Below are 22964 nucleotides of genomic sequence, written 5' to 3' on the forward strand. Positions count from 1 at the left end.
CAAGCCCGACCCGCGAGACGGGGGGACGACAGGTAGCGCCTAGGCTTGTCGGCATGACTACGTGGCGTGTTCCGGGGCTGCCCGATCCGGGCCGGTGCCTTGTGATGGGCGTGGTCAACGTGACTCCCGACTCCTTCTCCGACGGCGGCCGGTGGTTCGACCCGGACGCGGCCGTGCGGCACGGCCTGGAGCTGGTCGAGCAGGGGGCCGACATCGTCGACGTGGGCGGCGAGTCGACCAGGCCCGGGGCGGCCCGGGTCACCCTCGAGGAGGAGCTGGCCAGGGTCGAGCCGGTCATCCGCCGGCTGAGCCGCGAAGGCGTGACGGTGAGCGTCGACACCATGCGGGCCGAGGTGGCCGAGGCGGCCGTGGCGGCCGGGGCCCGGCTGGTCAACGACGTCAGCGGCGGGCTGGCCGATCCGGAGATGCCCAGGGTGGTGGCCGCCTCCGGAGTGCCGTACGTGGTGATGCACTGGCGCGGCCACAGCCACACCATGGAACGCCGGGCCGTGTACGGCGACGTGGTGACGGAGGTGCGTGAGGAGCTCGCCAAGCGGGTCGCCTCCGTGCTGTCCGAGGGGGTGGCCGAGGAGCAGATCGTCCTCGACCCCGGGCTGGGCTTCTCCAAGAACCCCGAGCACAACTGGGCCCTGCTCGCGGGTGTCGACCAGCTCGCCGAGTTGGGTCATCCGCTCCTCATCGGGGCCTCGCGGAAGCGTTTCCTGGGCCGGCTGCTCGCCGGTCCGGACGGCACCCCGCGTCCTTTCAACCGCAGTGACGACGCCACGCTCGCCGTGACCGCGCTCGCCGCGTACGCGGGCGCGTGGTGTGTGCGCGTGCACGACGTGCGCCCGAACGCGGATGCCGTCCGGGTGGCCGCCGCAGTCCAGGGAGCGAGAGCATGAGCGTCGACACCACCGCCGTCGAAACGGTCAACCAGGAGTTCTACACCGCCATCGAGAACGCCGATCTCGACCGGATGACCGAGATCTGGGCCGACGACGCCGACGGTGAGCAGGTCAGCTGCGTGCATCCCGGGTGGCCGATCGTGAGCGGGCGCCAGGAGGTGCTGCGTTCGTGGGCGCTCATCATGGCCAACACGCCCTACATCCAGTTCGTGCTCACCGACGTGCGGGTCATGGTCCTGGGCGACGTCGCCGTCCTCACCTGTGAGGAGAACATCCTCACCGCTGGTGACGAAGGTGAGGCCAGCTTCGCGGCGGGCAAGGTGGTGGCGAGCAACACCTTCATCAGGACGTCGGCGGGGTGGCGGCTCTGGCTGCACCACGGTTCGCCCGTGTTGCAGGGGGACGACGACGAGGAAGAGGAAGCCGCGTGACCGACCGCACCGGCGAGCGACCCGGCGAGGGCGACCCCCGTCCCGCCGCGGGCCCCGGTCCGCATCCGGATCCGGACCGCGCGGGCCGCGGTCCGGACCACACGGCCCGTGCGGAGGACCACACGGCCCGCGCGGAGCACGGTTCGGATCACGTGGGCCGCGGTCCGGACCACACGGCCCGCGTGGGCCGCGATACGGAGGACCGCGCGGACCGCGCGGAGCACGATCCGGACCACACAGGCCGCGATCCGGACCACACGGGCCGCGTGGGCCACATGGGTCACGATCCGGCCCGGAATCCGGCCCCCGGCCGGCCGGCCGTTCCCATCCACGACGGGATCGGTGACCTGATCGGCGGCCCGGTGCATGATCCGCTCCGGCAGCCGCCCGGTGACCCGGTCATCGGCCGGGAGGAGGATCCGTTCGGCGACCGGGAGAGGTCCCTGCTGCCGGGCCCGTCCGAGCGGGGGCAGCGGGGGGCGGGTCCCTGGCGGGTGCCCGACCGGATCAGCCTCAAGGGGTTGCGGGTACGGGGCCGGCACGGTGTGCTTCCCGCCGAGCGGGAGCTCGGCCAGGAGTTCGTCGTCGACGTCGTCCTCTTCCTCGACACGGCGCCCGCGGCGGCCGGCGACGACCTGACCCTGACCGTCCACTACGGCGAGCTCGCCGAGGATCTGGCGCGGGTCGTGGCGGGTGAGCCGGTCGACCTGATCGAAACCCTGGCCCAGCGCCTGGCGGACGTCTGCCTGGCCCGCGAGCAGGTCTGGTCGGTGGAGGTCAGCGTCCACAAGCCCGCCGCGCCGATCCCGCTGCCCTTCGACGACGTGGTCGTGACGATCACCCGGAGCCGTTCATGAGGGCCGTGATCGCGCTCGGGAGCAACCTGGGCGACCGGATGGCCACCCTGCAAGGCGCGGTCGACGCGCTCTTCGGCATCCCGGGGCTCGCGTTCGTCGCGGTGTCGCCGGTCTTCGAGACCGACCCGGTGGGCGGTCCCGACCAGGGGCCGTACCTCAACGCGGTGGTGATCGCCGAGACCGGGCTGGAACCCCGGGCGCTTCTCGATCGTGCTCAGAGTGTGGAGAACACCTTCGGCCGGGTCCGCGTCGAGCGCTGGGGCCCGCGCACCCTGGACGTCGACCTGATCACCGTGGGAGGGGTCGTCATGGACGACCCCGACCTGACGCTCCCGCACCCCCGGGCTCACGAGCGCGCGTTCGTGCTGGTGCCGTGGGCCGCGGCCGACCCCGACGCCGTCCTGTCCGGCCGCAGGGTGGCCGACCTGCTGGCCGGGCTCGACCGGGACTATGTGCGGCCCCGCGACGATCTCGCCCTCCTGGGGCCGGCGTGAGGCCTACCCGTCCCGGCGTGCTCGCCGGGATCGCCGTCGTGTTCGCGATCCTCGCCTGGGGGGCTCTGAAGCCGCTCTACGCGTCCCTGCCCGGCCTGCCCTGGACCGCCATCCCGACGGTGTTCCTGCTCGCGCTGGGTGAGTTCTACAGCGGGTGGATGACCCGGGCCAGGATCCACCGCAGGCCAGGCACCAAGCCGGTCGAGCCGCTGGCGGTGGCCCGGCTGGCCGCCCTGGCCAAGGCGTCCGCGTACGGCGGCGCGGCCTTCGCCGGCCTCTTCGCCGGGTTCACCCTCTACACCGCCGGCCTGCTCGGCCGGTTCGACCAGGGGGTGCCCTGGCGCGACTTCTACATCGCCGGTGGCTCGTTCCTGGCCTGCGTGCTCCTGGTCTGCTCCGCGCTGTACCTGGAGTACTGCTGCAAGGTGCCGAAGGACTCCGGCGAGGCCGGACGCTGAGCGGTCCCGCCGGGGGTCATCGCCGGCGCCCGCTACGCGGGGTCGGCGGCCTCCGGGTTCGGGACCTCCGGGTTCGGTGCCTCCCGCCGTCGTGAGGAACCGGTCCACCTGCGGCCGAACAGCATGATGACCGGCAGCGTGCACACCAGCGCTCCACCGACGGCCAGGGGCCGCTCCAGCCACCAGAACACGTCCGGCGGGGCGACGCTCGCGGCGGGGGCGCCGCCGAGCAGCCCCCAGGTCAGCGCCACCCAGATCGCCATACCGGTCGTGTGGAACAGGAACAGCGGCAGCGCGAACCTGTTGACCGTCTCGTTCACGCGCTGCCATCCCGGGCGTTCCAGCAGGCGTTCCATGAACGGCCGCACCATCTCCACCAGGCCGACCTGGAAGGTCAGCAGGGCCACGATGACGAAGGTCGGCGGTGCCATGTTGGAGAGCCGGTCGCCGGGCACGCCCACCATCGAGCCCGGGTAGATGCCGGAGTAGACCAGGCCGAACAGGGCGAACAGCCCGGTCCACAGGAGCGCGGCGTCGAAACGGCGCGGCAGCCTCACCACCCTGTCGTAGAAGAAGCCCGCCTGGTGCGCCAGCCCCCAGACGATGACCATGTTCAGCCAGCCCACCGCCTCGTACCCGTAGCGCAGCCGCAGCACGTCGACCACGAGCGCCGCGCCACCGAGCCAGATCAGGGCCAGCACGTCGAAGTGCCGGTGCAGCCAGAGCGAGACGGGAAGCAGGGCGACCAGCGTCAGGTAGACGCCGATGAACCACAGCGGGCTGATGACGAGCAGGACGACCTTGTCCATCCACCGGATCCCGAACGCCTGCGTCACGATCACGCCCAGCACGACCCAGGTGCCCGCGAGCGCCAGCGCGGGGATCGCCAGGCTGCGGATGCGCCGCCACACGAAGGTGCCGATGCCGACGCCGCGTTCGCACGCCCGGTGCCACGACAGCAGGTGGACGTGGCCGCCCACGTAGAAGAAGAGCGGCATCACCTGGAGCAGCCACGTCAGGATCCACAACCCCGAGGTGAAGCCCAGCGGGCTGGTCGGCGACGGGCCGTCCGGTCCCCAGGCCAGCATCGTGAACGCCCAGTGCCACAGGACCACGACGAGCAGGCTGAACGCCCGCAGCCAGTCGACATACTTGTCGCGCCGCGGCCCGGTGGCCGCCGGGGGAGTCGCCACGCCGTCGTGTTCGCTCATGCGGTCGTACCATGCCTCACTGCTCGCACCCCTGCCTGCCGGTGCCGTCCGCGGTCACTTGTCGATGTCGCCCACGACGAAGAACAGTGAGCCGAGGATGGCGACCATGTCGGAGACGAGATGACCGGGAAGCATCTCGCGCAGCACCTGGACGTTGTTGAAGGAGGCCGAGCGGAGCTTCAGCCGCCACGGTGTCTTCTCCCCGCGCGAGACCAGGTAGTAGCCGTTGAGGCCCAGCGGGTTCTCCGTCCAGGCGTAGGTGTGGCCCTCCGGCACCTTCAGCACCTTGGGCAGGCGCTGGTTGATCGGCCCCGGCGGCAGTTCGCGGATGCGTTCCACGCAGGCGTCGGCCAGGTCCAGGGAGACCTTGAGCTGCTCCAGCAGCACCTCGAAGCGGGCCAGGCAGTCTCCGGCCGACCGGGTGACGACCTTCACCGGCAGCTCGCCGTAGGCCAGGTAGGGTTCGTCCCTGCGCAGGTCGACGTCGACGCCGGAGGCGCGGGCGATCGGGCCGCTCACGCCGTACTGCATGATCGTCTCGCGGTCCAGGACGCCCACGCCGCGCGTGCGGGCCAGGAAGATCTCGTTTCCGGAGATCAGGTTCTCGATGTCGGGCAGTCGGCGCCGCACGTCGGCCACCGCCCGGGAGACCCGGCCCAGCCACCCCTCGGGCAACTCCTCCTTCAGGCCGCCGACCCGGTTGAACATGTAGTGCATGCGTCCGCCGGAGATCTCCTCCATCACCGCCTGGAGGGTCTCGCGCTCCCGGAACGCGTAGAAGATCGAGGTGATCGCGCCGAGTTCCAGGGGATAGGAGCCGAGGAACATCAGATGGCTGAGCACCCGGTTGAGCTCGGCCATCAGGGTGCGGGTCCACACCGCCCTGACCGGCGTCTCCATGCCGAGCATGCGTTCCACCGCCAGCACGACGCCCAGCTCGTTGGCGAACGCCGACAGCCAGTCGTGCCGGTTGGCGAGCACGATGATCTGCCGGTAGTCGCGGACCTCGAACAACTTCTCCGCGCCGCGGTGCATGTAGCCGACGATCGGCTCGGCCGCGCTGATCCGCTCGCCGTCCAGGGTGAGCCGCAGCCGCAGCACGCCGTGCGTGGACGGGTGCTGCGGCCCGATGTTGAGGACCATGTCCTCGGTGGCGAGCTCCTTGCCGTGCGCTTCCTGCACGGCGCCGGCTCCCGCACCGATCCCCACGTCCAGGCTCCGGGGTGCGCCTTCGGCACGAGGCTCAGTCATAACCCCATGCTGTCACGTCAACCGCGAGAGACAAGATCCCGCAGGGCGGTGACGAGGCGGTCGACGTGTTCGGCGGTGGTGCCGATGCCGATGGAGGCGCGGACGGCGGAGGCGGTGCCGTCCTCGCAGCCGCCGTCCGCGGTGCCCAGGAGGTGGCGGACGAAGGGGTGAGCGCAGAACTTGCCGTCGCGGACGCCGATCCCGTAGTCGGCGGAGAGCGCCTCGGCGACCTCGCGGGCGGTGAAGCCCTCGACCACGAAGGAGACGATGCCGACGCGGGGGTGGTCCGGGCCCCACAGCGACAGCTCCCTGACACCCGGGACGGTCGCCAGCCCCGCGCGCAGGCGGTGCAGGAGGCGTTCCTCCTCGCGGACCAGCACGCTCCACCCGGTGGCGCTCAGGGCGTCGCAGGCGGCGGCCAGCGCGACGGCGCCCAGGACGTTCGGGGTGCCGGCCTCGTGCCGGCTCTCCGGGTCGTCGTGCCAGTCGGCCTCGCCGTCGCCCACGGCCCTGACCGCGCCGCCGCCCCGCAGGTACGGTTCCGCCCGCGCCAGCCAGTCGGAACGGCCGATCAGCGCACCGGTGCCGAACGGGGCGTACAGCTTGTGGCCGGAGAAGACCACGTAGTCGAGGTCGAGCGCGGTCAGGTTGAGGCGGCGGTGCGGGACGAGCTGGGCGGCGTCGACGAGGATGCGGGCGCCGTGCCGGTGGGCGATGTGGGCCAGGGCGGCGATCGGCCACAGCTCACCGGTGACGTTGGAGGCGGCGGTCACCACCAGCAGCTTGGGGCCGTCGAGCGCGGCCAGGGCCTCGTCGGCGGCACGGACGGCCTCGCCGGGGAAGGCCGGCGGCGCCAGCCGCACGGCGTCGCCCCAGGGCAGCAGGGAGGCGTGGTGCTCGGTGTCGAAGACCACGGCGGTGGTCCCCGCCGGCAGGCTGCGGGCCAGCAGGTTGGTCGCGTCGGTGGTGTTGCGGGTGAAGATCACCGAGTCGTCGGGGCGGGCTCCGACGAAGGCGCGGACGGTGTGCCGGGCCTGCTCGTAGCGGGCCGTGGTGAGCTGGGACGCGTACCCGGCGCCGCGGTGGACGCTGGAGTAGGCCGGGAGCGCGGCGGCGACGGCGGCGCTCACCGGCTCCAGACAGGGGGCGCTGGCGGCGTAGTCGAGGTTGGCGTAGCGGACGATCCGGCCGCCCCGGACCGGGACCTCCAGGTCCGAGCCGAGCACCGCGGGGATCGGCCGGTCGCCGGACGGGCGGGCCGCGAGGGTTCGCGGAGCCGCGGCGGCGTCCGGGGACGCGGTGTCGGCGGCGGCAGTGGTGAAGATCGTCAGAGTGGACACGCCGGCGCTCCTTCGAGGTCGTCGGACCCCAAGCCGTGGCGTTGGTGCGTGGAGCCCGCGCTTGCCCGGCACGCTGCGCGCCGGACCAGGTCTTCACCCGGGGCACCCCGCCGCGGACGCGAGGGTTGCCGGCCAGCGAGCCGGGGCTTGTCACTGGCACTCATGACCTACGCCGGAACTATAACCGACCCCGGGCCGCCTCTCGCAAGTCCGAAATGTAATCAGGCCGATACGTGGGCAGGAACTTCCGGTGCCCGTCGGTCGTCCTGGCAGTCAGCCGACGGAACCCGACAGGGACCGACAGAGGAGGAAGCGATGGACTGGGTGACCAACCCGGAGATATGGATAGGGTTCTTCACCCTTGTCGCCCTGGAGATCGTCCTGGGCATCGACAACATCATCTTCATTTCGATCCTGGTCGGGAAGCTCCCCGAGGCGCAACGCGACCGGGCACGCAAGATCGGCCTCATGGTCGCCCTGGTCAGCCGGCTGGCGCTGCTGCTGGCGCTGTCGTGGGTGATACGCCTCACCAACCCGCTCTTCGAGGTCTTCGGGCAGGGGATATCGGGGCGTGACCTGATCCTGATAATCGGCGGGCTGTTCCTGCTGGGCAAGAGCGTCTTCGAGGTGCACGACAGCCTGGAGGGCAAGTCCGGCCACGCCGGGAGCAAGGTGGCCGCGTCCTTCGGTGCCGTGATCGTCCAGATCATGATCCTCGACATCGTCTTCTCGCTCGACTCGGTGATCACCGCGGTCGGCATGGTCGACGAGGTCGGCGTCATGATCGCTGCCGTCATCGTCGCCGTCGCCGTGATGCTGGTCGCCTCCGGGCCGATCAGTCACTTCGTGGACCGGCACCCGAGCATCAAGATGCTCGCGCTGTCCTTCCTGATCCTGATCGGCGTCGTGCTGATCGCCGAGGGCTTCGAGCAGCACATCTCCAAGGGGTACATCTACTTCGCGATGGCGTTCTCGCTGGTGGTGGAACTGTTCAACATCCGGCTGCGTTCCAAGGCGGGCAGGGACGAACCGGTGGAACTGCACCGCCGCTACGAGCCCGAGGAGCAGGCGGGCGGACGCGCCGACTCCTGAGCGCCGGCCCTCGCGGACCGGTCGCCGTACGCCAGCTCCCGTGTGCGGGCAGCCGCGGGCCGGTTCGCGAGGGCCGGTCGCCGCAGACGGATCCCGCGTGCCGGTCGCCACACCCGGCGGCCCTCACGTGGGGCCGCCGGGCCGCCGTACCTCTCGGCTGGGAGGTCGCTGAGCTGGCGATTACGATGCATGAGTGCGTTTTGATCCTTGGAATCCGGAATTCATCGCCCACCCGTACGACGCCTACGACGAGCTGAGACGGGAACGGCCGGTCAGCTTCTTCGAGCCGACCGGCCAGTGGCTGATCGCCCGGCACGCCGACGTCAACGCGCTGCTGCGCGACCGCAGGCTCGGCCGGTCCTACCTGCACGTCGCCACCCACCAGGAGTTCGGCAGGCCGGACGACCCCGAGTTCCAGGATCCGTTCTGGCGGGTGGTCAGGGCGGGCATGCTCGACGTCGAGCCGCCCGTCCACACCCGTCTGCGGCGGCTGGTCTCCAAGGCGTTCACCCCGCGGATGGTCGAGGCGCTCCGTCCCAAGGTCGCCCGGATCGCCGGCGAGCTGGTGGAGGCGTTCGTCGAGCGCGGCGGCGGAGACCTGATCGCCGAGGTCGCCGAGCCGCTCCCGGTGACCGTGATCGCCGAGATGCTCGGCGTGCCCGAGGCCGACCGCCACCTGCTCCGGCCGTGGTCCGCCGACATCTGCGGCATGTACGAGCTCAACCCCTCCGTCGAGGCCCAGCACACCGCGGTCCGCGCCGCCCAGGAGTTCTCGGACTACCTGGTCGGGCTGGCCCGATCCCGTCGCGCCGACCCCGGCGACGACCTCATCAGCGCGCTCGCCCTGGTCGCCGACGAGGGGGACAGGCTCACCGAGGAAGAGCTGGTCGGCACCTGCGTGCTGCTGCTCAACGCCGGGCACGAGGCCACCGTCAACGTCACCGGCAACGGCTGGTGGTCGCTGTTCCGCAACCCCGCCGAACTGGAGCGGCTGCGCGCGGACCACGGTCTGCTGCCCACCGCGATCGAGGAGCTGATGCGCTGGGACACGCCGCTGCAGATGTTCGAACGCTGGGTGCTCGAGGACATCTCGGTGGGCGGGGTGGACATCCCGCGCGGCACCGAGGTCGCGCTGCTGTTCGGCTCCGCCAACCGCGACCCCGAGGTCTTCGCCGACCCCGACCGCCTGGACGTGAGCCGGGCCGACAACCCGCACATCTCCTTCGGCGCAGGCATCCACTTCTGCCTGGGCGCCCCGCTGGCCAGGATCGAGCTGGCCGAGTCGTTCGGTGCCCTGCTGCGCAGGGCACCGAAGATGGAGCTCGTCGCCGAACCGTCCTGGGGTCCCGGCTACGTCATCCGCGGGCTGCGCTCCCTGGACGTGACCGTCTGACACGTCTGACGTCTCGCGAGTGACCGCCGCCGGGGTGTCACCGGGCGGTCGTCACCGGGTGACCGCCGCCGGGTGGTCGTCACCGGATCAGGAACGGGTCTGGACCAGCCAGCCGAACCCGCCGAACCCCTCGGCGGCGATCAGCTCCGCCTCCTCGGAGGCGCGGGCCAGGGCCTGCAGGTAGCCGCGCGGGTCGTCACGGGCGCGCTCGACGGGCGGACGGCCACCGGTGACGCCCAGCGCGCGCAGCGCCTCGCGCTGGGTGGTCAGGGCCGTGGTGACGGCTCCCACCCGCTCCCCGGCGTCCGCGCAGGCGTCCAGAGCCACATGGGCGGTGATGTCGCACGAGCCGTCGGGCACGGGCGTGACCGTCGCGCCGTCGCGGTATCCGGTCAGCGTGCCGTAGGGCGGGCGATCGCCGCGGGAGTGGGCGTAGTCGATCGCGATCGCCCAGCCGCGCGCGAGCCGGCCGATCACCGCGGCCCACGCCTCGTCGCGCGGTCTGCCGATCTCGGCCCGCTCGCCCGCGGTCCGTATCGGCCACCAGCGGTCCAGCCAGGCCAGATCCGCCTCGGCCGGTCTGTCGCCCAGCCGTTCCCCGCCGTCGGCGGGGTCGACCAGCACCAGCCGGGGCCCGTCGGCGGTCTGCTCGGCGAGGTCGACGGGGATGTTGTCCAGCCACTCGTTGGCGACCACCAGCCCGCGGACTCCCTCCGGCATGGCTCGTGCCCAGACGACCTCCGCGGGCAGCCGCGCCGGCCGGGGAGACAGATCGACGGCGGTCACCCGGAGCCGCGACCGCAGGCCGGGTGGGGCGGCGGCCAGCACACCGGCGGCCAGCACGCCCTCGCCGGCGCCCATGTCGACCAGATCGAGCGCGGCGGGGCGGCCGAGCGCCTCGTCCACCGCCGCCAGCTCGCGCAGCATGGCCTCGGCGAAGACGGGAGACGCGCCGACCGAGGTACGGAAATGCCCGGAGGGACGTTCCCGGAGGTAGAAACCGCTCTCGCCGTAGAGCGCCTGCTCCGTCGCGGCACGCCAGGTGAGCCACACGTCCACAGACGCTACCCGTCGCGGGAGCGGGACGGGATCGGCTTGCGCCGACGCCTCGGATGAGCTCATGACCGAATCCTGTCACCGGCCGCCGCGGTCCTCCCCTCGTGGGGCCATTCCCGTCCCAGGGCCCGAACCGGCCGTGGCGCGCGTGCCCTGGCGTGGCCGCGGCGACCCCGCCCGTTACGCTGGTCAACCAGGCATGGAGCCCCACATGGTCGAAGGACGGGACGTCATGGACGCAGCGGATCGCCCGGCACGTCTGGCCGTCGGGGTCGTCGGAGCGGGAAAGGTCGGTTCGGCGCTCGGTGCCGCCCTCGCCAGGGCCGGTCACCGGGTCGTCGCGGCGAGCGGCGTCTCCGACGCCTCCAGAGACCGGGCGGTCGAGCGGCTCGGCCTCGTCCCGACCAGCCCCGAGGACGTGGTGGCCCACGCCGACCTCGTCCTGCTGACGGTTCCCGACGACGTCCTGCCCGGCCTGGTCTCCGGCCTGGTGGGGGCCGGCGCCGACCTGCGCGGCAAGCTGGTGGTGCACACCAGCGGGGCGTACGGCCTGTCGGTGCTCGACCCGGCGACCGCGGCCGGGGCGTTGCCGCTCGCGCTCCACCCGGTGATGACGTTCACCGGCCGTGACGACGACCTGCGCCGCCTGACGGGCATCTCCTACGGGGTGACCTCCCCCGAGCCGCTCCGCCCGGTGGCGGAGGCGCTGGTCATCGAGATGGAGGGCGAGCCGGTCTGGATCGCCGACGCCGACCGGGCGCTCTACCACGCGGCGCTGGCGGGCGCGGCCAACCACATGGTCACGCTCGTCGCGGAGTCGTCGGAGCTGCTGGGGAGGATCGGCGTGGAGCAGCCGGGCCGGATGCTCGGCCCCCTGCTCGGCGCGGCCCTGGACAATGTGCTGAGGCTCGGCATCGCCGGGCTGACCGGCCCGGTGGTGCGCGGCGACGCCGGCACCGTCCGCAAGCACGTCGACGCGCTCATCCTCGCCGCCCCCGAGGCCGCGGACGCCTACGTGGCGCTCGCTAGGCTCACGGCGGACCGGGCGCTGGCGGCCGGGCTGCTCAAGCCCGAGGCCGCCGAGCGCCTCCTGGACGCGCTGGGAGGCAACATATGGACGTGATCGTGACGCGCGACCGCGCCGGGCTGGTCAAGGCGCGCAAGACCCTCGGGATCGGCGCGGGCGGGGCCACACTGGCGCTGGTGCCGACCATGGGGGCGTTGCACGAGGGCCACCGCTCGCTCATCCGGCTGGCCCACGAGAGGGCCGACCGCGTGGCGGTGAGCATCTTCGTGAACCCGCTCCAGTTCGGCCCCGCTGAAGACTACTCCCGCTACCCCCGCACGCTGGACGCCGATCTGGAGGTGTGCGCGGAGGAGGGGGTGGGCCTGGTGTTCGCCCCGTCCGCGGCGGACATGTATCTGCCTGACCGCCAGGTCGGCGTCTCCGCGGGGGCGATGGGCTCGGTCGTCGAGGGAGGCTTCCGCCCCGGGCACTTCGACGGTGTGCTGACCGTGGTGCTGAAGTTGTTCAACCTGGTCCGGCCGGACGTGGCGGTGTTCGGGCAGAAGGACGCCCAGCAGCTGGCCCTGATCCGCCGGATGGTCGCCGACCTCGACGTGCCGGTCTCCGTCGTCGGGGCGCCCACGGTCCGCGAGCCCGACGGGCTGGCGATGTCCAGCCGCAACCGCTACCTGTCGCCGCACGACCGGGTGGCCGCCCTCGCCCTGTCGCGCGCTCTCGCCGCCGGGGCCGGGCGGCGGACGCCGCAGGAGGCCCGCCGGGCCGCCGGGGCCGTCCTGGAGGCCGAGCCGGCGGTGGCCGTCGACTACCTGGTCCTGGTCCACCCGGCGACCTTCGAGGAGGTGCGCGACGACCACTCGGGTGAGGCGATCCTCGCGGTGGCCGCGAAGGTGGGCTCCACCAGGTTGATCGACAACGTCACGGTCACCTTCTGACCCCTCCGCCCCGGGCCTCCGCCGCCCGAGCCTCCTTCCCCCGGGACCCCGCCTCCGCGCGGCCCCGGTCCCACCGGGCCCCGCCGTCCTCCCGGTTCCGCCGACCGCGGTTCCCATGACTCCATGACCTCGTGGTCTCCGCCCCGCGCGGCCGCGGCCGCCCCACGTCGGAGGGACGCGGGCGGGTCGGTCCCGTCCTCCGCCTCGCGCGGCCGCGGCCGCCCGGCCGTCCCACCGGTCGCCGGGGCCCGGAGGCCACCCCGGGGAACAGCCGTCGCGGGAGCCGCGTTATCGTCACGTTGACGAAATTAAGGCCTCTATGATCCCCGCGAGGAGGCGGCACATGAGCATCCCGGCCATCCCCCAGAGGTTGACCGCGCCCGCCCCGGGCTGGACGGTCCGGGCGGACGTGGTCGTGGTCGGCTCCGGCATCGCGGGGCTCACCCTGGCGCTCCGCTACGCCGGCCTCGACCCTGAGGCGAAGGTCCTGGTCGTCACCAAGGACGTCCTGTCGGCCGGGTCCACCCGCTGGGCCCAGGGCGGCATCGCCGCCGTCCTCGACCCGGGCGACACCCCCGCGGAGCACCTGTCCGACACGCTCATCGCGGGTGTGGGCCTGTGCGACGAGGAGGCGGTCCGGACCCTGGTCACCGAGGGGCCCGGTGCGTTGCGCGGCCTCATCGCGGCCGGAGCCCGCTTCGACACCGACGACTCCGGGGAGCTCCAGCTCACCAGGGAGGGCGGTCACCGGCGCAACCGCATCGTGCACGCGGGCGGCGACGCCACCGGCGCGGAGGTGCAACGGGCACTCGTCCAGGCCGTCCGCGACTCCGCGATCGAGGTGATCGAGCACGCTCTCGTCCTCGACCTGCTCAAGGACGCGGACGGCCGTACCGCCGGTGTCACCCTGCACGTCATGGGCGAGGGCGAACGCGACGGCGTGGGGGCGGTCGCCGCCGGGGCCGTGGTGCTGGCCACCGGCGGTATGGGCCAGGTCTACGCCGCCACCACCAACCCCGTCGTCTCCACCGGCGACGGCGTGGCGCTCGCGCTGCGGGCGGGCGCCGTGGTCAGGGACCTGGAGTTCGTCCAGTTCCACCCGACCGTCCTGTGGCTCGGCGAGGAATCCACCGGCCAGCAGCCGCTCATCTCGGAGGCGGTCAGGGGTGAAGGCGCGGTGCTGGTCGACTCCGACGGCACCCGGTTCATGAAGGACGTCCACGAGCTCGCCGACCTCGCGCCGCGCGACGTCGTGGCCAAGGCGATCATGCGGCGGATGCGCGAGGCCGGTACCGACCACGTCCACCTCGACGCCCGCCACTTCGGCGCGGAGAAGTGGCGCACCCGCTTCCCCACGATCCACGCGGTCTGCCTGGAACACGGCATCGACCCGGTCACCGACCTCATCCCGGTCGCCCCCGCCGCCCACTACGCCAGCGGCGGGGTCCGTACCGACCTGCACGGCCGCACCAGCGTGCCCGGCCTGTACGCGTGCGGCGAGGTGGCGTGCACCGGTGTGCACGGCGCCAACCGGCTGGCCTCCAACTCCCTGCTGGAGGGTCTGGTCTTCGCCGGGCGGATCGCCGCCGACATTCACCGGACCCGGCGGTCCTCACCCGGCGTGGGCGGCGCGCGGCCCGGCGAGCCGGTCGCCGACGACCGCCCGGCCGGGCTGGTCGATCCCAGGGCCAGGGCCAGGATCCAGGGGCACATGAGCCGCGGGGCGAGCGTGCTGCGCAGCGACGAGTCGCTGAGCGAGGTCGCCAGGGCCCTGGTGAACGTCCGGTGGACCCCGGTGGCGGTCGAGCCGTGCACCGAGTCGTGGGAGACCACCAACCTGCTCACGGTCGCCTCCGCGCTCGTGGCGGCGGCGCGCAGCCGCCGGGAGACCCGGGGGTCGCACTGGCGCGAGGACTTCTCCGAGCGAGACGATGTCCGGTGGCTGGGCCACCTCGACGTGACACTGACAGCGGAGGGAACGACCATGACGTACGTGCCGCACGGGCAGCGCGCGACCACGCTGCCGCCGCAGGTCGAGGCGGACCTGGCCGAGGCGGGCCTAGACCTGGTCGCGGTGACGGCGGTTCTGGAGGCCGCCGCCGCGGAGGACCTCCAGGAGGCGGGTGACGTCACCAGCCTGGCCACCATCCCGGCCGACCAGGTCGACACCGCCGACGTGGTGGCCCGCGCCGACGGCGTGGTCGCCGGGCTGGCCGTCGCCGAGGGGGCGTTCTCCCACCTGAGCGGGGGGCGGCTGACCGTCGAGCGTGAGGTCAAGGACGGTGAGCACGTCCGGCGGGGCGATGTGCTGATGACCGTCACCGGCCCCACCCGCGACCTGCTGACCGCCGAGCGGACCGCGCTCAACCTCCTCACCCACCTGTCCGGCATCGCGACCCTGACCGCCCGCTGGGTCAGCGCCGTGGAGGGCACCGGGGCCGCCGTCCGCGACAGCCGCAAGACCCTCCCCGGGCTGCGCGCGCTGCAGAAGTACGCGGTGCGGTGCGGCGGCGGCGTCAACCACCGCATGTCGCTTTCCGACGCCGCTCTGATCAAGGACAATCACGTGGTGGCCGCCGGCGGGGTGGCCGAGGCGTTCCGAGCGGTCCGGGACGCCTACCCGGACCTGCCGATCGAGGTGGAGGTCGACCGGATCGACCAGGTCGAGGCGGTGCTGGCCGAAGGGGCGGAGGAGATCCTGCTGGACAACTTCACCGTCGGCCAGCTGGCGGAGGCCGTGCGGCTCGTGGCCGGCCGGGCACGGTTGGAGGCCAGCGGGGGCTTGACCCTCCAGGTGGCCCGTGATGTAGCTGAAACAGGCGTTGACTACCTTGCCGTGGGCGCGCTCACGCATTCGGCACCGGCGCTGGACATCGCCTTGGACCTTCGGGGGAACTGATGCTGCTTGCCATCGACGTCGGCAACACCCACACCGTCCTCGGTCTCTTCGAAGGGGACGAGGTCATCGAGCACTGGCGGATCGCCACCGACGCCCGGCGCACGGCCGACGAGATCGCCGTCGTGCTCCAGGGGCTGCTCGGGCAGTCGCCCCTGCTCAAGGGGGCGGACGTCAACGGCATCGCGATCTGCTCCACCGTTCCCTCGGTGCTCAACGAGATGCGCGAGATGTGCCGCCGCTACTACGGCGACGTGACCGCGGTGATCGTCGAGCCGGGCGTCCGCACCGGTGTGCCGGTGCGGATGGACAACCCCAAGGAGGTCGGCAGCGACCGCATCGTCAACGCGCTGGCCGCCATCCAGCTCTACGGGGGGCCGTGCATCATCGTCGACTTCGGCACCGCGACCTCCTTCGACGCGGTCTCCGCCAAGGGTGAGTACGTCGGCGCGGTGACCGCCCCCGGGATCGAGATCTCCGTGGACGCGCTGGCTGCGGCGGGCGCGCAACTCCACAAGGTGGAGCTGATCCGCCCCCGCTCCGTGATCGCCAAGAACACGGTCGAGGCGCTCCAGGCGGGCATCATCTACGGGTTCGCCGGTCAGGTCGACGGGATCGTCGAGCGGATGGCGGCCGAGCTGGCCACCGACCCCGATGACGTCACCGTGGTCGCCACCGGCAGCGCCGCGTCGCTCGTGGTCGACGAGGCACGCTCGATCGACATCCATGAGCCGTGGCTCACGCTGATCGGCCTGCGGCTGATCTACCACCGCAACACGGCCTGAGAAGTCCTCCCGCATCGCGGACGCGGCGACCTCGCGGGGTTCGCCACATCGGTACCCTTTGGAACTGTGACCGATGAAGTGACGAACCCCGCCGAGGATCTGCCGGAGCAGATGCGCGTCCGCCGGGACAAGCTCGACCGACTTCGCTCGGAAGGCGTCGACCCCTACCCGGTGAACTTCCCGCGCACCGCGACCAACGCCGAGATCCGCGAGAAATACGCCGATCTCTCCGCTGACACCGCGACCGGCGACAAAGTGGGCGTCACCGGACGCGTGATGCTGTCCAGGACCGGTGGCAAGCTCTGCTTCGCGACCATCCGCGACGGCTCCGCCGACCTCCAGATCATGATCTCCCTGGACAAGGTGGGCGAGGAGTCCCTGGCGGCGTGGAAGCGCGACGTCGACCTCGGCGACCACGTGGGCATCGAGGGCGAGGTCATCACCTCGCGCCGCGGGGAGCTGTCCATCCTCGCCGACCGCTGGGCCATCACCTCCAAGTGCCTGCGTCCCCTGCCGGAGAAGCACGCGGGCCTCACCGACCCCGAGGCACGCGTCCGCCTGCGCTACGTCGACCTCATCGTCAACGAAGAGGCCAGGAAGATGGCCTACACCCGTAGCGCCGTGGTGCGGGCCGTGCGCGACTTCTGGGCGGAGGAGGGCTACCTGGAGGTCGAGACCCCGATGCTCCAGCCCATCCACGGCGGCGCCGCGGCGCGGCCGTTCAAGACCCACATCAACGCCTACGACATGGAGCTCTACCTTCGCATCGCGATCGAGCTCTACCTCAAGCGGCTCGTGGTCGGCGGCATCGAGAAGGTCTTCGAGATCAACCGCAACTTCCGCAACGAGGGTGCGGACGCCACCCACAACCCCGAGTTCACCATGCTCGAGGCGTACGGGGCGTATCTCGACTACAACGACATGGCCGACCTGACCCAGCGGATGATCCAGAAGGCGGTCGTGGCCGCCCTGGGGCACTCGGTGGTCGAGTACGACGGCCGGGAGATCGACCTGGGCCTGGAGAAGTGGCCGCGGATCACCCTGTACGGGTCGGTCTCCGAGGCGCTGGGCGAGGAGATCACGACCGAGACCCCCCTGGAGCAGGTCCGCAAGCTCGCGGACACGCGGGGGGTCCACTGGGAGCCGAAGTGGGGCCAGGGCAAGCTCGTCCAGGAGATCTTCGAGGCTCTCGTCGAGCACACGCTCGTCCAGCCCACGTTCGTCATGGACTACCCGCTGGAGACCTCCCCGCTGACCCGTCAGCACCGTGACAACCCGCTCCTCACCGAGAAGTGGGACCTGATCGGGTTCGGCACCGAGCTCGCGACCGCCTACTCGGAGCTGGTCGACCCGATCGAGCAGCGTCGCCGCCTCACCGAGCAGTCCCTGCTCGCTGCGGGCGGTGACCCGGAGGCCATGCAGCTCGACGAGGACTTCCTCACCGCGCTGGAGTACGGCATGCCGCCCACCGGCGGTATGGGGCTGGGCATCGACCGGCTCGTCATGGCCTTCACCGGTAAGAACATCCGCGAGACCATCCTGTTCCCGCTGGTCAAGCCGGCGGGCTGAGCCGAGCGGACGATCGGGCAGGAGTGCCGGCCCCGGCGGGGTGAGGCCCCCGCGCGGCGGCGCCGCACCTCGCGCACCGGCCGGTGCGCCGCGGTGTGTGAGGCTCCCGTGCGCACGGCGGCGCCGGATCGGTCGACGACCGATCCGGCGCCGCGTCCGGGATGGAAGCGGCGCCGCCCGCGGAGCGCGCGATGGCGGCCCAGTAGTGACTCAGCGGCGCCTCAGTGGCGCCGGCGACGACTCAGCGACCGCGGTGCGCGGAGGCGGCCGGTGGGTCGGTCGGGTATTTCGGTCGTTCGGTGTGCGAGACCGTGCCCGGTGGCCGGCCGTGCTTTCCGGCTGTCCGAAACAGAGCGGATCCCGTCCTCGTGACCTTCGGCGGCGCGCGTACGCCGGGTCGGCGCGGGCCGGGGCAGGCGGGCCGGGTCCCGGTCGGCCCGATGTGTCCGTCGCGGGCGTGGTCGTTCCCCTAATTACCGTCGGGTCGCCGAACGACATGGGAACCATATTCCGCCGGTGCCGCATACCGCGGGGTATCCGGGCGGCGCCAAATGATAATCATCGAATGCCGCAAAGGCAGCGTGCGGTCTTCCCATTGCGGGGCGTTTTCCCGGGGGGCGTCAAGGCCGTGACCGCAGGCCGCGCACTACCGCCGACGGATCGTTTCTTCCGGAAAACGGGACCCGGTCCAGGCCGTGGACCTGCGAGGATCTCCGCGCGTGCGGCATGGCGAAAGATTGTTCTGTGAGGGTCGTTGCTGCCGCGCGCCGACGACGGCCGGGCCTGTGCCTCGGCCTTGTCGGGACTTAGTGCCAAAGGCGGCGACATATCATCAGTACTCCATGTTGTACGTACTATGTCAATAGTGGCCGCGTGTCGTGAAGAGCGGAACTTGACGACCTTTGAACATGGCGTTTACCGTTCCTGACGGGCGGTATTGATTCCCGGCGTCTTCACGTCCGGATTCCTGAGCGGGGGGAGTGACTCCAGATGGCATATCCGGAAGTGGATTCGCGCCATGGCGACAGCCCCGTGGGCCCGGGCGACATCGATCTCAGTGATGACGATCTCGTGCTTCTGGCGGAGCTCGCCAAGGGTGTCACCGTCGACAGGGTGGGCCGCCGCCTCGACATCAGCGGCCGGACCGTCAGGCGCAGGCTCAGGGGCATCTGCGACCGCATCGGCGTCGCCACGGCCATCGAGGCCGTGGCCTGGGCGGCCCGCCGCCGTCTCATCTAGGGCCCTCACCCTTTTCCTCCGGGCATCGCGCCCGTGGTCGTACGCGCCACCACAGGGCCGTACAGGGGGGGTCGGGGCGTCCCCGGGCCCGACCCGACCGGCGTTCCCCGCCGCGCCGCGGCGCCGTCCGCACCCACGGCGTCGGAGGTCTCCTGCCGCAGCGGCGGCGGCGGTCGGCCGCGCCCGGTCATGCCGCTTTCCCGGGAACTCGCCCCCGGCCGCGGCCCGGTCCCGGCCCGGGACCCGGGCGCCGGAAGGCACACCCCGCCGGCGGATGGCCTGCCCGCTGGCGGGCAGGCCGGATCAGTCGGCGATGCGGACGCCGCCGGCGAAGGGCCGGTTCTCGATGCTGGCGATGTGGATGACGTCCCCGGTGCGCGGCGCGTGGACCATCAGGCCGCCGCCGAGGTAGATCCCCACGTGGTGCAGGTCGCTGTAGAAGAACACCAGGTCACCCGGACGCAGCTGGTCCTTGGAGATGTGGGTGCCGGCGGCCCACTGGTCGCCGGTGTAGTGCGGCAGGCTGATGCCGACCTTCTGGTAGGCCCACATGACCAGCCCGGAGCAGTCGAAGCCGTTGGGCCCCTCCGCACCCCAGATGTACGGCTTGAGCTGCTGGGTGAGTGCCCAGCGGGCGGCCTCGGCGGCCTTGCCGCTTCCGGGGATGGGCACCTCGACCTTCACCCGGGCTCCCCGGTTGCTGGCGGCCCGGGTGCGCACCTCGCTGAACAGGTCGCTCTCGACCCGCGCGACCAGCCGCTCGATCTTGCTGCGCTTCTTCCCGATGTCGGACAGGAGCTCCTGGACCTCCTCGGTCCTGGCCTTGGCGGTGGCCTGCGCCTGCCTGGCGTCCTCGATCGCCCGGCTCAGCTGGGCGACCTCCTCGCTCTGCTGCTGCTGGAGGGCGTAGGCGGTGGTGGCCTGGTCGAGGAAGGAGTCGGGATCGGCGGACTGGCTGAAGGCGAGCCCGGAGGTCAGCTCGCCCGCCATGTAGCTGCTCTGCGCCAGGAGCGCGGCCTTGTCGCGCTTGATCTTCAGCTCCGACTCGCTGGTGGCGAGGGTCTTCTTGGCGCTTTCGGCGGCGCGCTGCGCCTGCTTGAGCTTGACCCGCCCCCCGTTGTACTGCTCGGTGAGCGTGCCGATCTCGTCGTGGAGTTTCTCGGCCTGGTCGGCCAGCTCCTGGAGGCTGGGCCGGGGGTCGGCGGTGGCCGCGATGAACGGGGTACCGAGGGTCAGGAGCGCGAAGGCCGTCCCGATGATCGCGATACGGCGGCGGAGCCTGCGCGATGTGCGTTCTCGACCGCGGGCATCGCTGCCCGCGTGCTCTCGTCCGCGGTCGCGCGTGCGCTTCACCAGAAGGCTCCTCTTCTCCTCGGCCGCCTACCGGGTTAGCTGACGGGTTCGGGCCGGAGGCAGCCCTACCGGGTGCGCCGGTGGCACTCGGATTCACCCCGGGGACTTCATGGAGAAGTGTGGGTCCCCGGCTCCCCCGGGGGTGGGGGATTCGGCGGGTCAGGCTTTCACGTCTCTGACATCGAGCACGGACATTAGTGCAACGGAGGTTCCTGCTCAACCAGAACTGTGAACTTCGTAGAGCTTGCGCAACTGAAATGTCACGGGAGCATCACATCGCTTCAAGATCCACATGCCCATTACGCTGCCTTTATCGTTCCCGTGACGCCTGTGGCCCCCGGTCTCCCCAGGTCCGCGGGCGTACCGAAGATGAGATCGGCCACATTGCGTGGTCTCGCCGGAGGCGGCGCGGCAATTCGCCGGTCGGCGGCCATCTCGGAGCCGGAGCGGGAGTGTTATGGATGAGCCGTAATTAGGGTCCGCCGAGGACGTACGCTGATCAGTCATGGACCAGGTTGCGGAGCATTCCCCCGTCACGGCCCCGGGCGCCGTCGCCGGGGGACGGCCCTCCCGATCGGGGGGCGAGAAGACGGAGCGGGACCCGGCCGGCCCCGGTGCCACCGAGGTCGTCGTCCGCCGTGCCCGCACCCCCGACGTCCGCGCCATCCGCAGGCTCGTCGACACCTACGGCGGGGCCGGGCCGCGGCTGCTGGAGAAGGCCACCGTCACCCTCTACGAGGACATCCAGGAGTTCTGGGTGGCCACCGACGGGGCGGGCCGGGTCGTCGGCTGCGGAGCGCTCCACGTGCTCTGGGAGGACCTCGCCGAAATCCGCACCGTCGCGGTCGACCCCGACTGCCGGGGGATGGGGATCGGCCACCGGATCGTCTCGGCGCTCATCCGCACCGCCGTGGAACTCGGCCTGCGCCGGGTCTTCTGCCTGACCTTCGAGGTCGATTTCTTCGCCCGCCACGGGTTCCGGGAGATCCAGGGCACGCCCGTCTCCCCGGAGGTGTACGCCGAGCTCCTCGCCTCGTACGACGAAGGCGTCGCCGAGTTCCTCGACCTGGAGCACGTCAAGCCGAATACCTTGGGCAACACCCGCATGCTGCTTCATCTGACACGCGAGCCGGACTTTCATGACGGCGGGGCTGACTCAGTGGAAAGGTGACTGTTGATACCTATATCGATACCTTGTGCAGCAGCAAGCATGTGAGTCTACATACGCCGCATGCGCAGTCTAAGTGAGGTGACGCGGTGAGCACCGGACAGCCGCCGTATCCACAGGATGATCCCGAGCGTGATCGCAACCCCTCGGGACAGCCGGATTACGGGCAGCACAATGTGGGCCGAGCCCCCGGCGGGCACGACCCCGATGTGACAGTTGTGGGATACCGGTCGGAGGGCGCGCAGCCGAACACCGGTCCAGGACAGACCCAGCCCGGCTACGGCCAGCAGCCCGGGTACGGGCAACAGGGTTACGGTCAGCAGGCCCAACCCTCCTACGGTCAGCAGGCTCAGCCTGGTTACGGCCAGCAGCCCGGCTATGGTCAGCAGGCCCAGCCTGGTTACGGCCAGCAGCAGGGTTACGGTCAGCAGTCTGACTACGGTCAGCAGGCCCAACCCTCCTACGGTCAGCAGGCTCAGCCTGGTTACGGTCAGCAGCCCGGCTATGGTCAGCAGGCCCAGCCCTCCTACGGCCAGCAGCCCGGCTACGGCCAACAGGCTCAGCCCGGTTACGGCCAGCAGCCCTCTTACGGTCAGCAGGCTCAGCCTGGTTACGGTCAGCAGTCTGACTACGGTCAGCAGGCCCAGCCCTCCTACGGCCAGCAGCCCGGCTACGGCCAACAGGCTCAACCCGGGTACGGCCAGCAGCCCTCCTACGCCCAGACGCCCTCTTACGGCCAGCAGGCCTACAGCGGTCCCCCCGGAGCCCCCGCCCCCCTCGCGGAGTGGTGGCAGCGTCTGGTGGCGCGGTTCATCGACGGCATCATCCTTGCGATCCCGGCGGTGGTCGTCACCATCGTCATAGGCCTGATCCTCGTCACGGCGCCCAGCTACAACTACAAGACCGGCGACTCCGTCGAGGCGAGCGGGGCGTTCGCCGCCAGTCTCGTCAGCACACTGATCATCGCGGCCATCTTCTTCGCCTACGAGTTCTTCATGCTCTCCCGGGGCGGCCAGACGGTCGGCAAGATGGTCATGGGGATCAAGGTCGTGCCCGTCGGCGGTGTCCTGCCGCCGGGCGGTCTGTCCTCCGACGTCGCGCTGAAGCGCGCCGGCGTGCTCTGGGGCCCGCAGGCCGTGAACTGGGTGCCGTTCCTGGGCTGGGCCGCCAGCATCTTCATGTTGGTCAACATTCTGTGGCTGCTGTGGGACAAGCCCCTGCAGCAGGCGTTGCACGACAAGGTGGCCGAGACGGTGGTCGTCAAGGTCAAGTAGTCCCGCGAATAACGGGGCCGGCGGTGCGACCGCCGGCCCCGTTTTCGTGCGTCGGGGGGAATTGGGTGCCCGCAGGCGGCCGGGTAACGGCGCCGGTCCCGTGCCCCGGGACGGGTGCAAACCCATTCCCGGCCCGCCGGAAGGCCGCGGGGCTCCGGCCGAGAATCATCGCCGGTCTCACACGCGGCGGACCCGCGCTATGAGATGTCAATGCCGGATCGGCCACCGCC

The 22964-nt window shown here is 71.5% G+C and carries 20 protein-coding genes and 2 riboswitches; of the genes, 15 read left to right on the forward strand and 5 right to left on the reverse strand.

Features of this window, described 5'->3' with window-relative positions:
- The first annotated feature begins 53 nt into the window (after nucleotides 1-53).
- The 5 genes from folP to F4562_RS18165 all read left to right on the forward strand — a co-directional run bounded on the left by folP (nucleotide 54) and on the right by F4562_RS18165 (nucleotide 3148).
- Complete coding sequence (folP, locus tag F4562_RS18145) at nucleotides 54-905, forward strand: dihydropteroate synthase (RefSeq protein ID WP_184543166.1); 852 nt, start codon at nucleotides 54-56, stop codon at nucleotides 903-905.
- Nucleotides 902-1339 carry a nuclear transport factor 2 family protein gene (locus F4562_RS18150; RefSeq protein ID WP_184543164.1) on the forward strand — a complete coding sequence of 146 codons (438 nt, stop codon included), beginning with the start codon at nucleotides 902-904 and terminating at the stop codon, nucleotides 1337-1339. The genes folP and F4562_RS18150 overlap by 4 nt, the downstream gene beginning before the upstream one ends.
- Nucleotides 1340-1833: 494 nt before the next feature.
- The gene (gene folB, locus F4562_RS18155) at nucleotides 1834-2196 is read left to right on the forward strand and encodes a dihydroneopterin aldolase (RefSeq protein ID WP_184543529.1); all 363 of its coding nucleotides are present in this window, start codon (nucleotides 1834-1836) and stop codon (nucleotides 2194-2196) included.
- A complete protein-coding gene (gene folK / locus F4562_RS18160) occupies nucleotides 2193-2690 on the forward strand; it encodes a 2-amino-4-hydroxy-6-hydroxymethyldihydropteridine diphosphokinase (RefSeq protein WP_184543162.1) in 498 nt (165 codons plus the stop codon). The genes folB and folK overlap by 4 nt, the downstream gene beginning before the upstream one ends.
- On the forward strand, nucleotides 2687-3148 hold the full coding sequence (locus F4562_RS18165) for a DUF3180 domain-containing protein (RefSeq protein WP_184543160.1): 462 nt from the start codon (nucleotides 2687-2689) through the stop codon (nucleotides 3146-3148). The genes folK and F4562_RS18165 overlap by 4 nt, the downstream gene beginning before the upstream one ends.
- Nucleotides 3149-3180: 32 nt before the next feature.
- On the opposite strand, the gene F4562_RS18170 is transcribed toward F4562_RS18165, so the two are convergent.
- The 3 genes from F4562_RS18170 to F4562_RS18180 are packed head-to-tail and all read right to left on the reverse strand — an operon-like array spanning nucleotide 3181 to nucleotide 6950.
- Nucleotides 3181-4359 (reverse strand): acyltransferase family protein, encoded by a 1179-nt coding sequence (locus tag F4562_RS18170; RefSeq protein ID WP_184543158.1) that lies wholly within the window; start codon nucleotides 4357-4359, stop codon nucleotides 3181-3183.
- Between the two features lie 54 nt (nucleotides 4360-4413).
- A complete protein-coding gene (locus F4562_RS18175) occupies nucleotides 4414-5610 on the reverse strand; it encodes an NADH-quinone oxidoreductase subunit D (RefSeq protein WP_184543156.1) in 1197 nt (398 codons plus the stop codon).
- Between the two features lie 17 nt (nucleotides 5611-5627).
- Nucleotides 5628-6950 (reverse strand): aminotransferase class V-fold PLP-dependent enzyme, encoded by a 1323-nt coding sequence (locus tag F4562_RS18180; protein WP_184543154.1) that lies wholly within the window; start codon nucleotides 6948-6950, stop codon nucleotides 5628-5630.
- 52 nt (nucleotides 6951-7002) lie between these two features.
- Nucleotides 7003-7118, reverse strand: a riboswitch (SAM riboswitch).
- 147 nt (nucleotides 7119-7265) lie between these two features.
- On the opposite strand from F4562_RS18180, the gene F4562_RS18185 reads away from it, so the two are divergent.
- Nucleotides 7266-8042: a TerC family protein gene (locus F4562_RS18185; protein WP_184543152.1), complete on the forward strand. Its 777-nt coding sequence runs from the start codon at nucleotides 7266-7268 to the stop codon at nucleotides 8040-8042.
- A gap of 193 nt (nucleotides 8043-8235) precedes the next feature.
- A complete protein-coding gene (locus F4562_RS18190) occupies nucleotides 8236-9435 on the forward strand; it encodes a cytochrome P450 (protein ID WP_184543150.1) in 1200 nt (399 codons plus the stop codon).
- Nucleotides 9436-9522: 87 nt separating this feature from the next.
- On the opposite strand, the gene F4562_RS18195 is transcribed toward F4562_RS18190, so the two are convergent.
- Entirely contained in the window at nucleotides 9523-10494 is a 972-nt protein-coding gene (locus F4562_RS18195) for an SAM-dependent methyltransferase (protein WP_311734060.1), read from the reverse strand.
- Nucleotides 10495-10723: 229 nt separating this feature from the next.
- Here F4562_RS18195 and F4562_RS18200 point away from each other — a divergent pair, with 229 nt between their 5' ends.
- The 6 genes from F4562_RS18200 (at nucleotide 10724) to F4562_RS18225 (ending at nucleotide 18939) form a co-directional block, all read left to right on the forward strand.
- On the forward strand, nucleotides 10724-11614 hold the full coding sequence (locus F4562_RS18200; protein ID WP_184543146.1) for a Rossmann-like and DUF2520 domain-containing protein: 891 nt from the start codon (nucleotides 10724-10726) through the stop codon (nucleotides 11612-11614).
- On the forward strand, nucleotides 11605-12450 hold the full coding sequence (gene panC / locus F4562_RS18205) for a pantoate--beta-alanine ligase (protein ID WP_184543144.1): 846 nt from the start codon (nucleotides 11605-11607) through the stop codon (nucleotides 12448-12450). Before F4562_RS18200 ends, panC begins: the two co-directional genes overlap by 10 nt.
- A gap of 343 nt (nucleotides 12451-12793) precedes the next feature.
- Nucleotides 12794-15349 (forward strand): L-aspartate oxidase, encoded by a 2556-nt coding sequence (locus F4562_RS18210; protein WP_184543142.1) that lies wholly within the window; start codon nucleotides 12794-12796, stop codon nucleotides 15347-15349.
- Nucleotides 15349-16131 carry a type III pantothenate kinase gene (locus F4562_RS18215; protein ID WP_184543140.1) on the forward strand — a complete coding sequence of 261 codons (783 nt, stop codon included), beginning with the start codon at nucleotides 15349-15351 and terminating at the stop codon, nucleotides 16129-16131. Before F4562_RS18210 ends, F4562_RS18215 begins: the two co-directional genes overlap by 1 nt.
- A gap of 66 nt (nucleotides 16132-16197) precedes the next feature.
- Nucleotides 16198-17700 (forward strand): bifunctional lysylphosphatidylglycerol synthetase/lysine--tRNA ligase LysX, encoded by a 1503-nt coding sequence (gene lysX, locus F4562_RS18220; protein ID WP_184543137.1) that lies wholly within the window; start codon nucleotides 16198-16200, stop codon nucleotides 17698-17700.
- A 1005-nt stretch (nucleotides 17701-18705) separates the two neighbouring features.
- Nucleotides 18706-18939: a helix-turn-helix domain-containing protein gene (locus F4562_RS18225; RefSeq protein WP_311734059.1), complete on the forward strand. Its 234-nt coding sequence runs from the start codon at nucleotides 18706-18708 to the stop codon at nucleotides 18937-18939.
- A gap of 303 nt (nucleotides 18940-19242) precedes the next feature.
- Here F4562_RS18225 and F4562_RS18230 read toward each other — a convergent pair whose 3' ends face one another.
- Nucleotides 19243-20292, reverse strand: coding sequence for a C40 family peptidase (locus F4562_RS18230; RefSeq protein WP_311734058.1), 1050 nt, complete (start codon nucleotides 20290-20292; stop codon nucleotides 19243-19245).
- An 8-nt stretch (nucleotides 20293-20300) separates the two neighbouring features.
- A riboswitch (cyclic di-AMP (ydaO/yuaA leader) is annotated at nucleotides 20301-20459 on the reverse strand.
- Nucleotides 20460-20797: 338 nt separating this feature from the next.
- On the opposite strand from F4562_RS18230, the gene F4562_RS18235 reads away from it, so the two are divergent.
- Complete coding sequence (locus F4562_RS18235) at nucleotides 20798-21463, forward strand: amino-acid N-acetyltransferase (protein ID WP_246473467.1); 666 nt, start codon at nucleotides 20798-20800, stop codon at nucleotides 21461-21463.
- 86 nt (nucleotides 21464-21549) lie between these two features.
- Nucleotides 21550-22734, forward strand: a complete 1185-nt coding sequence (locus F4562_RS36395) for an RDD family protein (RefSeq protein WP_184543133.1) — start codon at nucleotides 21550-21552, stop codon at nucleotides 22732-22734.
- Nucleotides 22735-22964 lie beyond the last annotated feature (230 nt).

The organism is Streptosporangium becharense, assembly GCF_014204985.1.
GTDB lineage: Bacteria > Actinomycetota > Actinomycetes > Streptosporangiales > Streptosporangiaceae > Streptosporangium > Streptosporangium becharense.

Excerpts from the sequence above, each read along its gene's own strand:
- folP (WP_184543166.1), top strand. The coding sequence starts at position 54 with ATGACTACGTGGCGTGTTCCGGGGCTGCCCGATCCGGGCCGGTGCCTT.
- F4562_RS18150 (WP_184543164.1), top strand. The coding sequence starts at position 902 with ATGAGCGTCGACACCACCGCCGTCGAAACGGTCAACCAGGAGTTCTAC.
- folK (WP_184543162.1), top strand. The coding sequence starts at position 2,193 with ATGAGGGCCGTGATCGCGCTCGGGAGCAACCTGGGCGACCGGATGGCC.
- F4562_RS18170 (WP_184543158.1), bottom strand. The coding sequence starts at position 4,359 with ATGAGCGAACACGACGGCGTGGCGACTCCCCCGGCGGCCACCGGGCCG.
- F4562_RS18175 (WP_184543156.1), bottom strand. The coding sequence starts at position 5,610 with ATGACTGAGCCTCGTGCCGAAGGCGCACCCCGGAGCCTGGACGTGGGG.
- F4562_RS18185 (WP_184543152.1), top strand. The coding sequence starts at position 7,266 with ATGGACTGGGTGACCAACCCGGAGATATGGATAGGGTTCTTCACCCTT.
- F4562_RS18200 (WP_184543146.1), top strand. The coding sequence starts at position 10,724 with ATGGACGCAGCGGATCGCCCGGCACGTCTGGCCGTCGGGGTCGTCGGA.
- panC (WP_184543144.1), top strand. The coding sequence starts at position 11,605 with ATGGACGTGATCGTGACGCGCGACCGCGCCGGGCTGGTCAAGGCGCGC.
- F4562_RS18210 (WP_184543142.1), top strand. The coding sequence starts at position 12,794 with ATGAGCATCCCGGCCATCCCCCAGAGGTTGACCGCGCCCGCCCCGGGC.
- F4562_RS18215 (WP_184543140.1), top strand. The coding sequence starts at position 15,349 with ATGCTGCTTGCCATCGACGTCGGCAACACCCACACCGTCCTCGGTCTC.
- F4562_RS18235 (WP_246473467.1), top strand. The coding sequence starts at position 20,798 with ATGGACCAGGTTGCGGAGCATTCCCCCGTCACGGCCCCGGGCGCCGTC.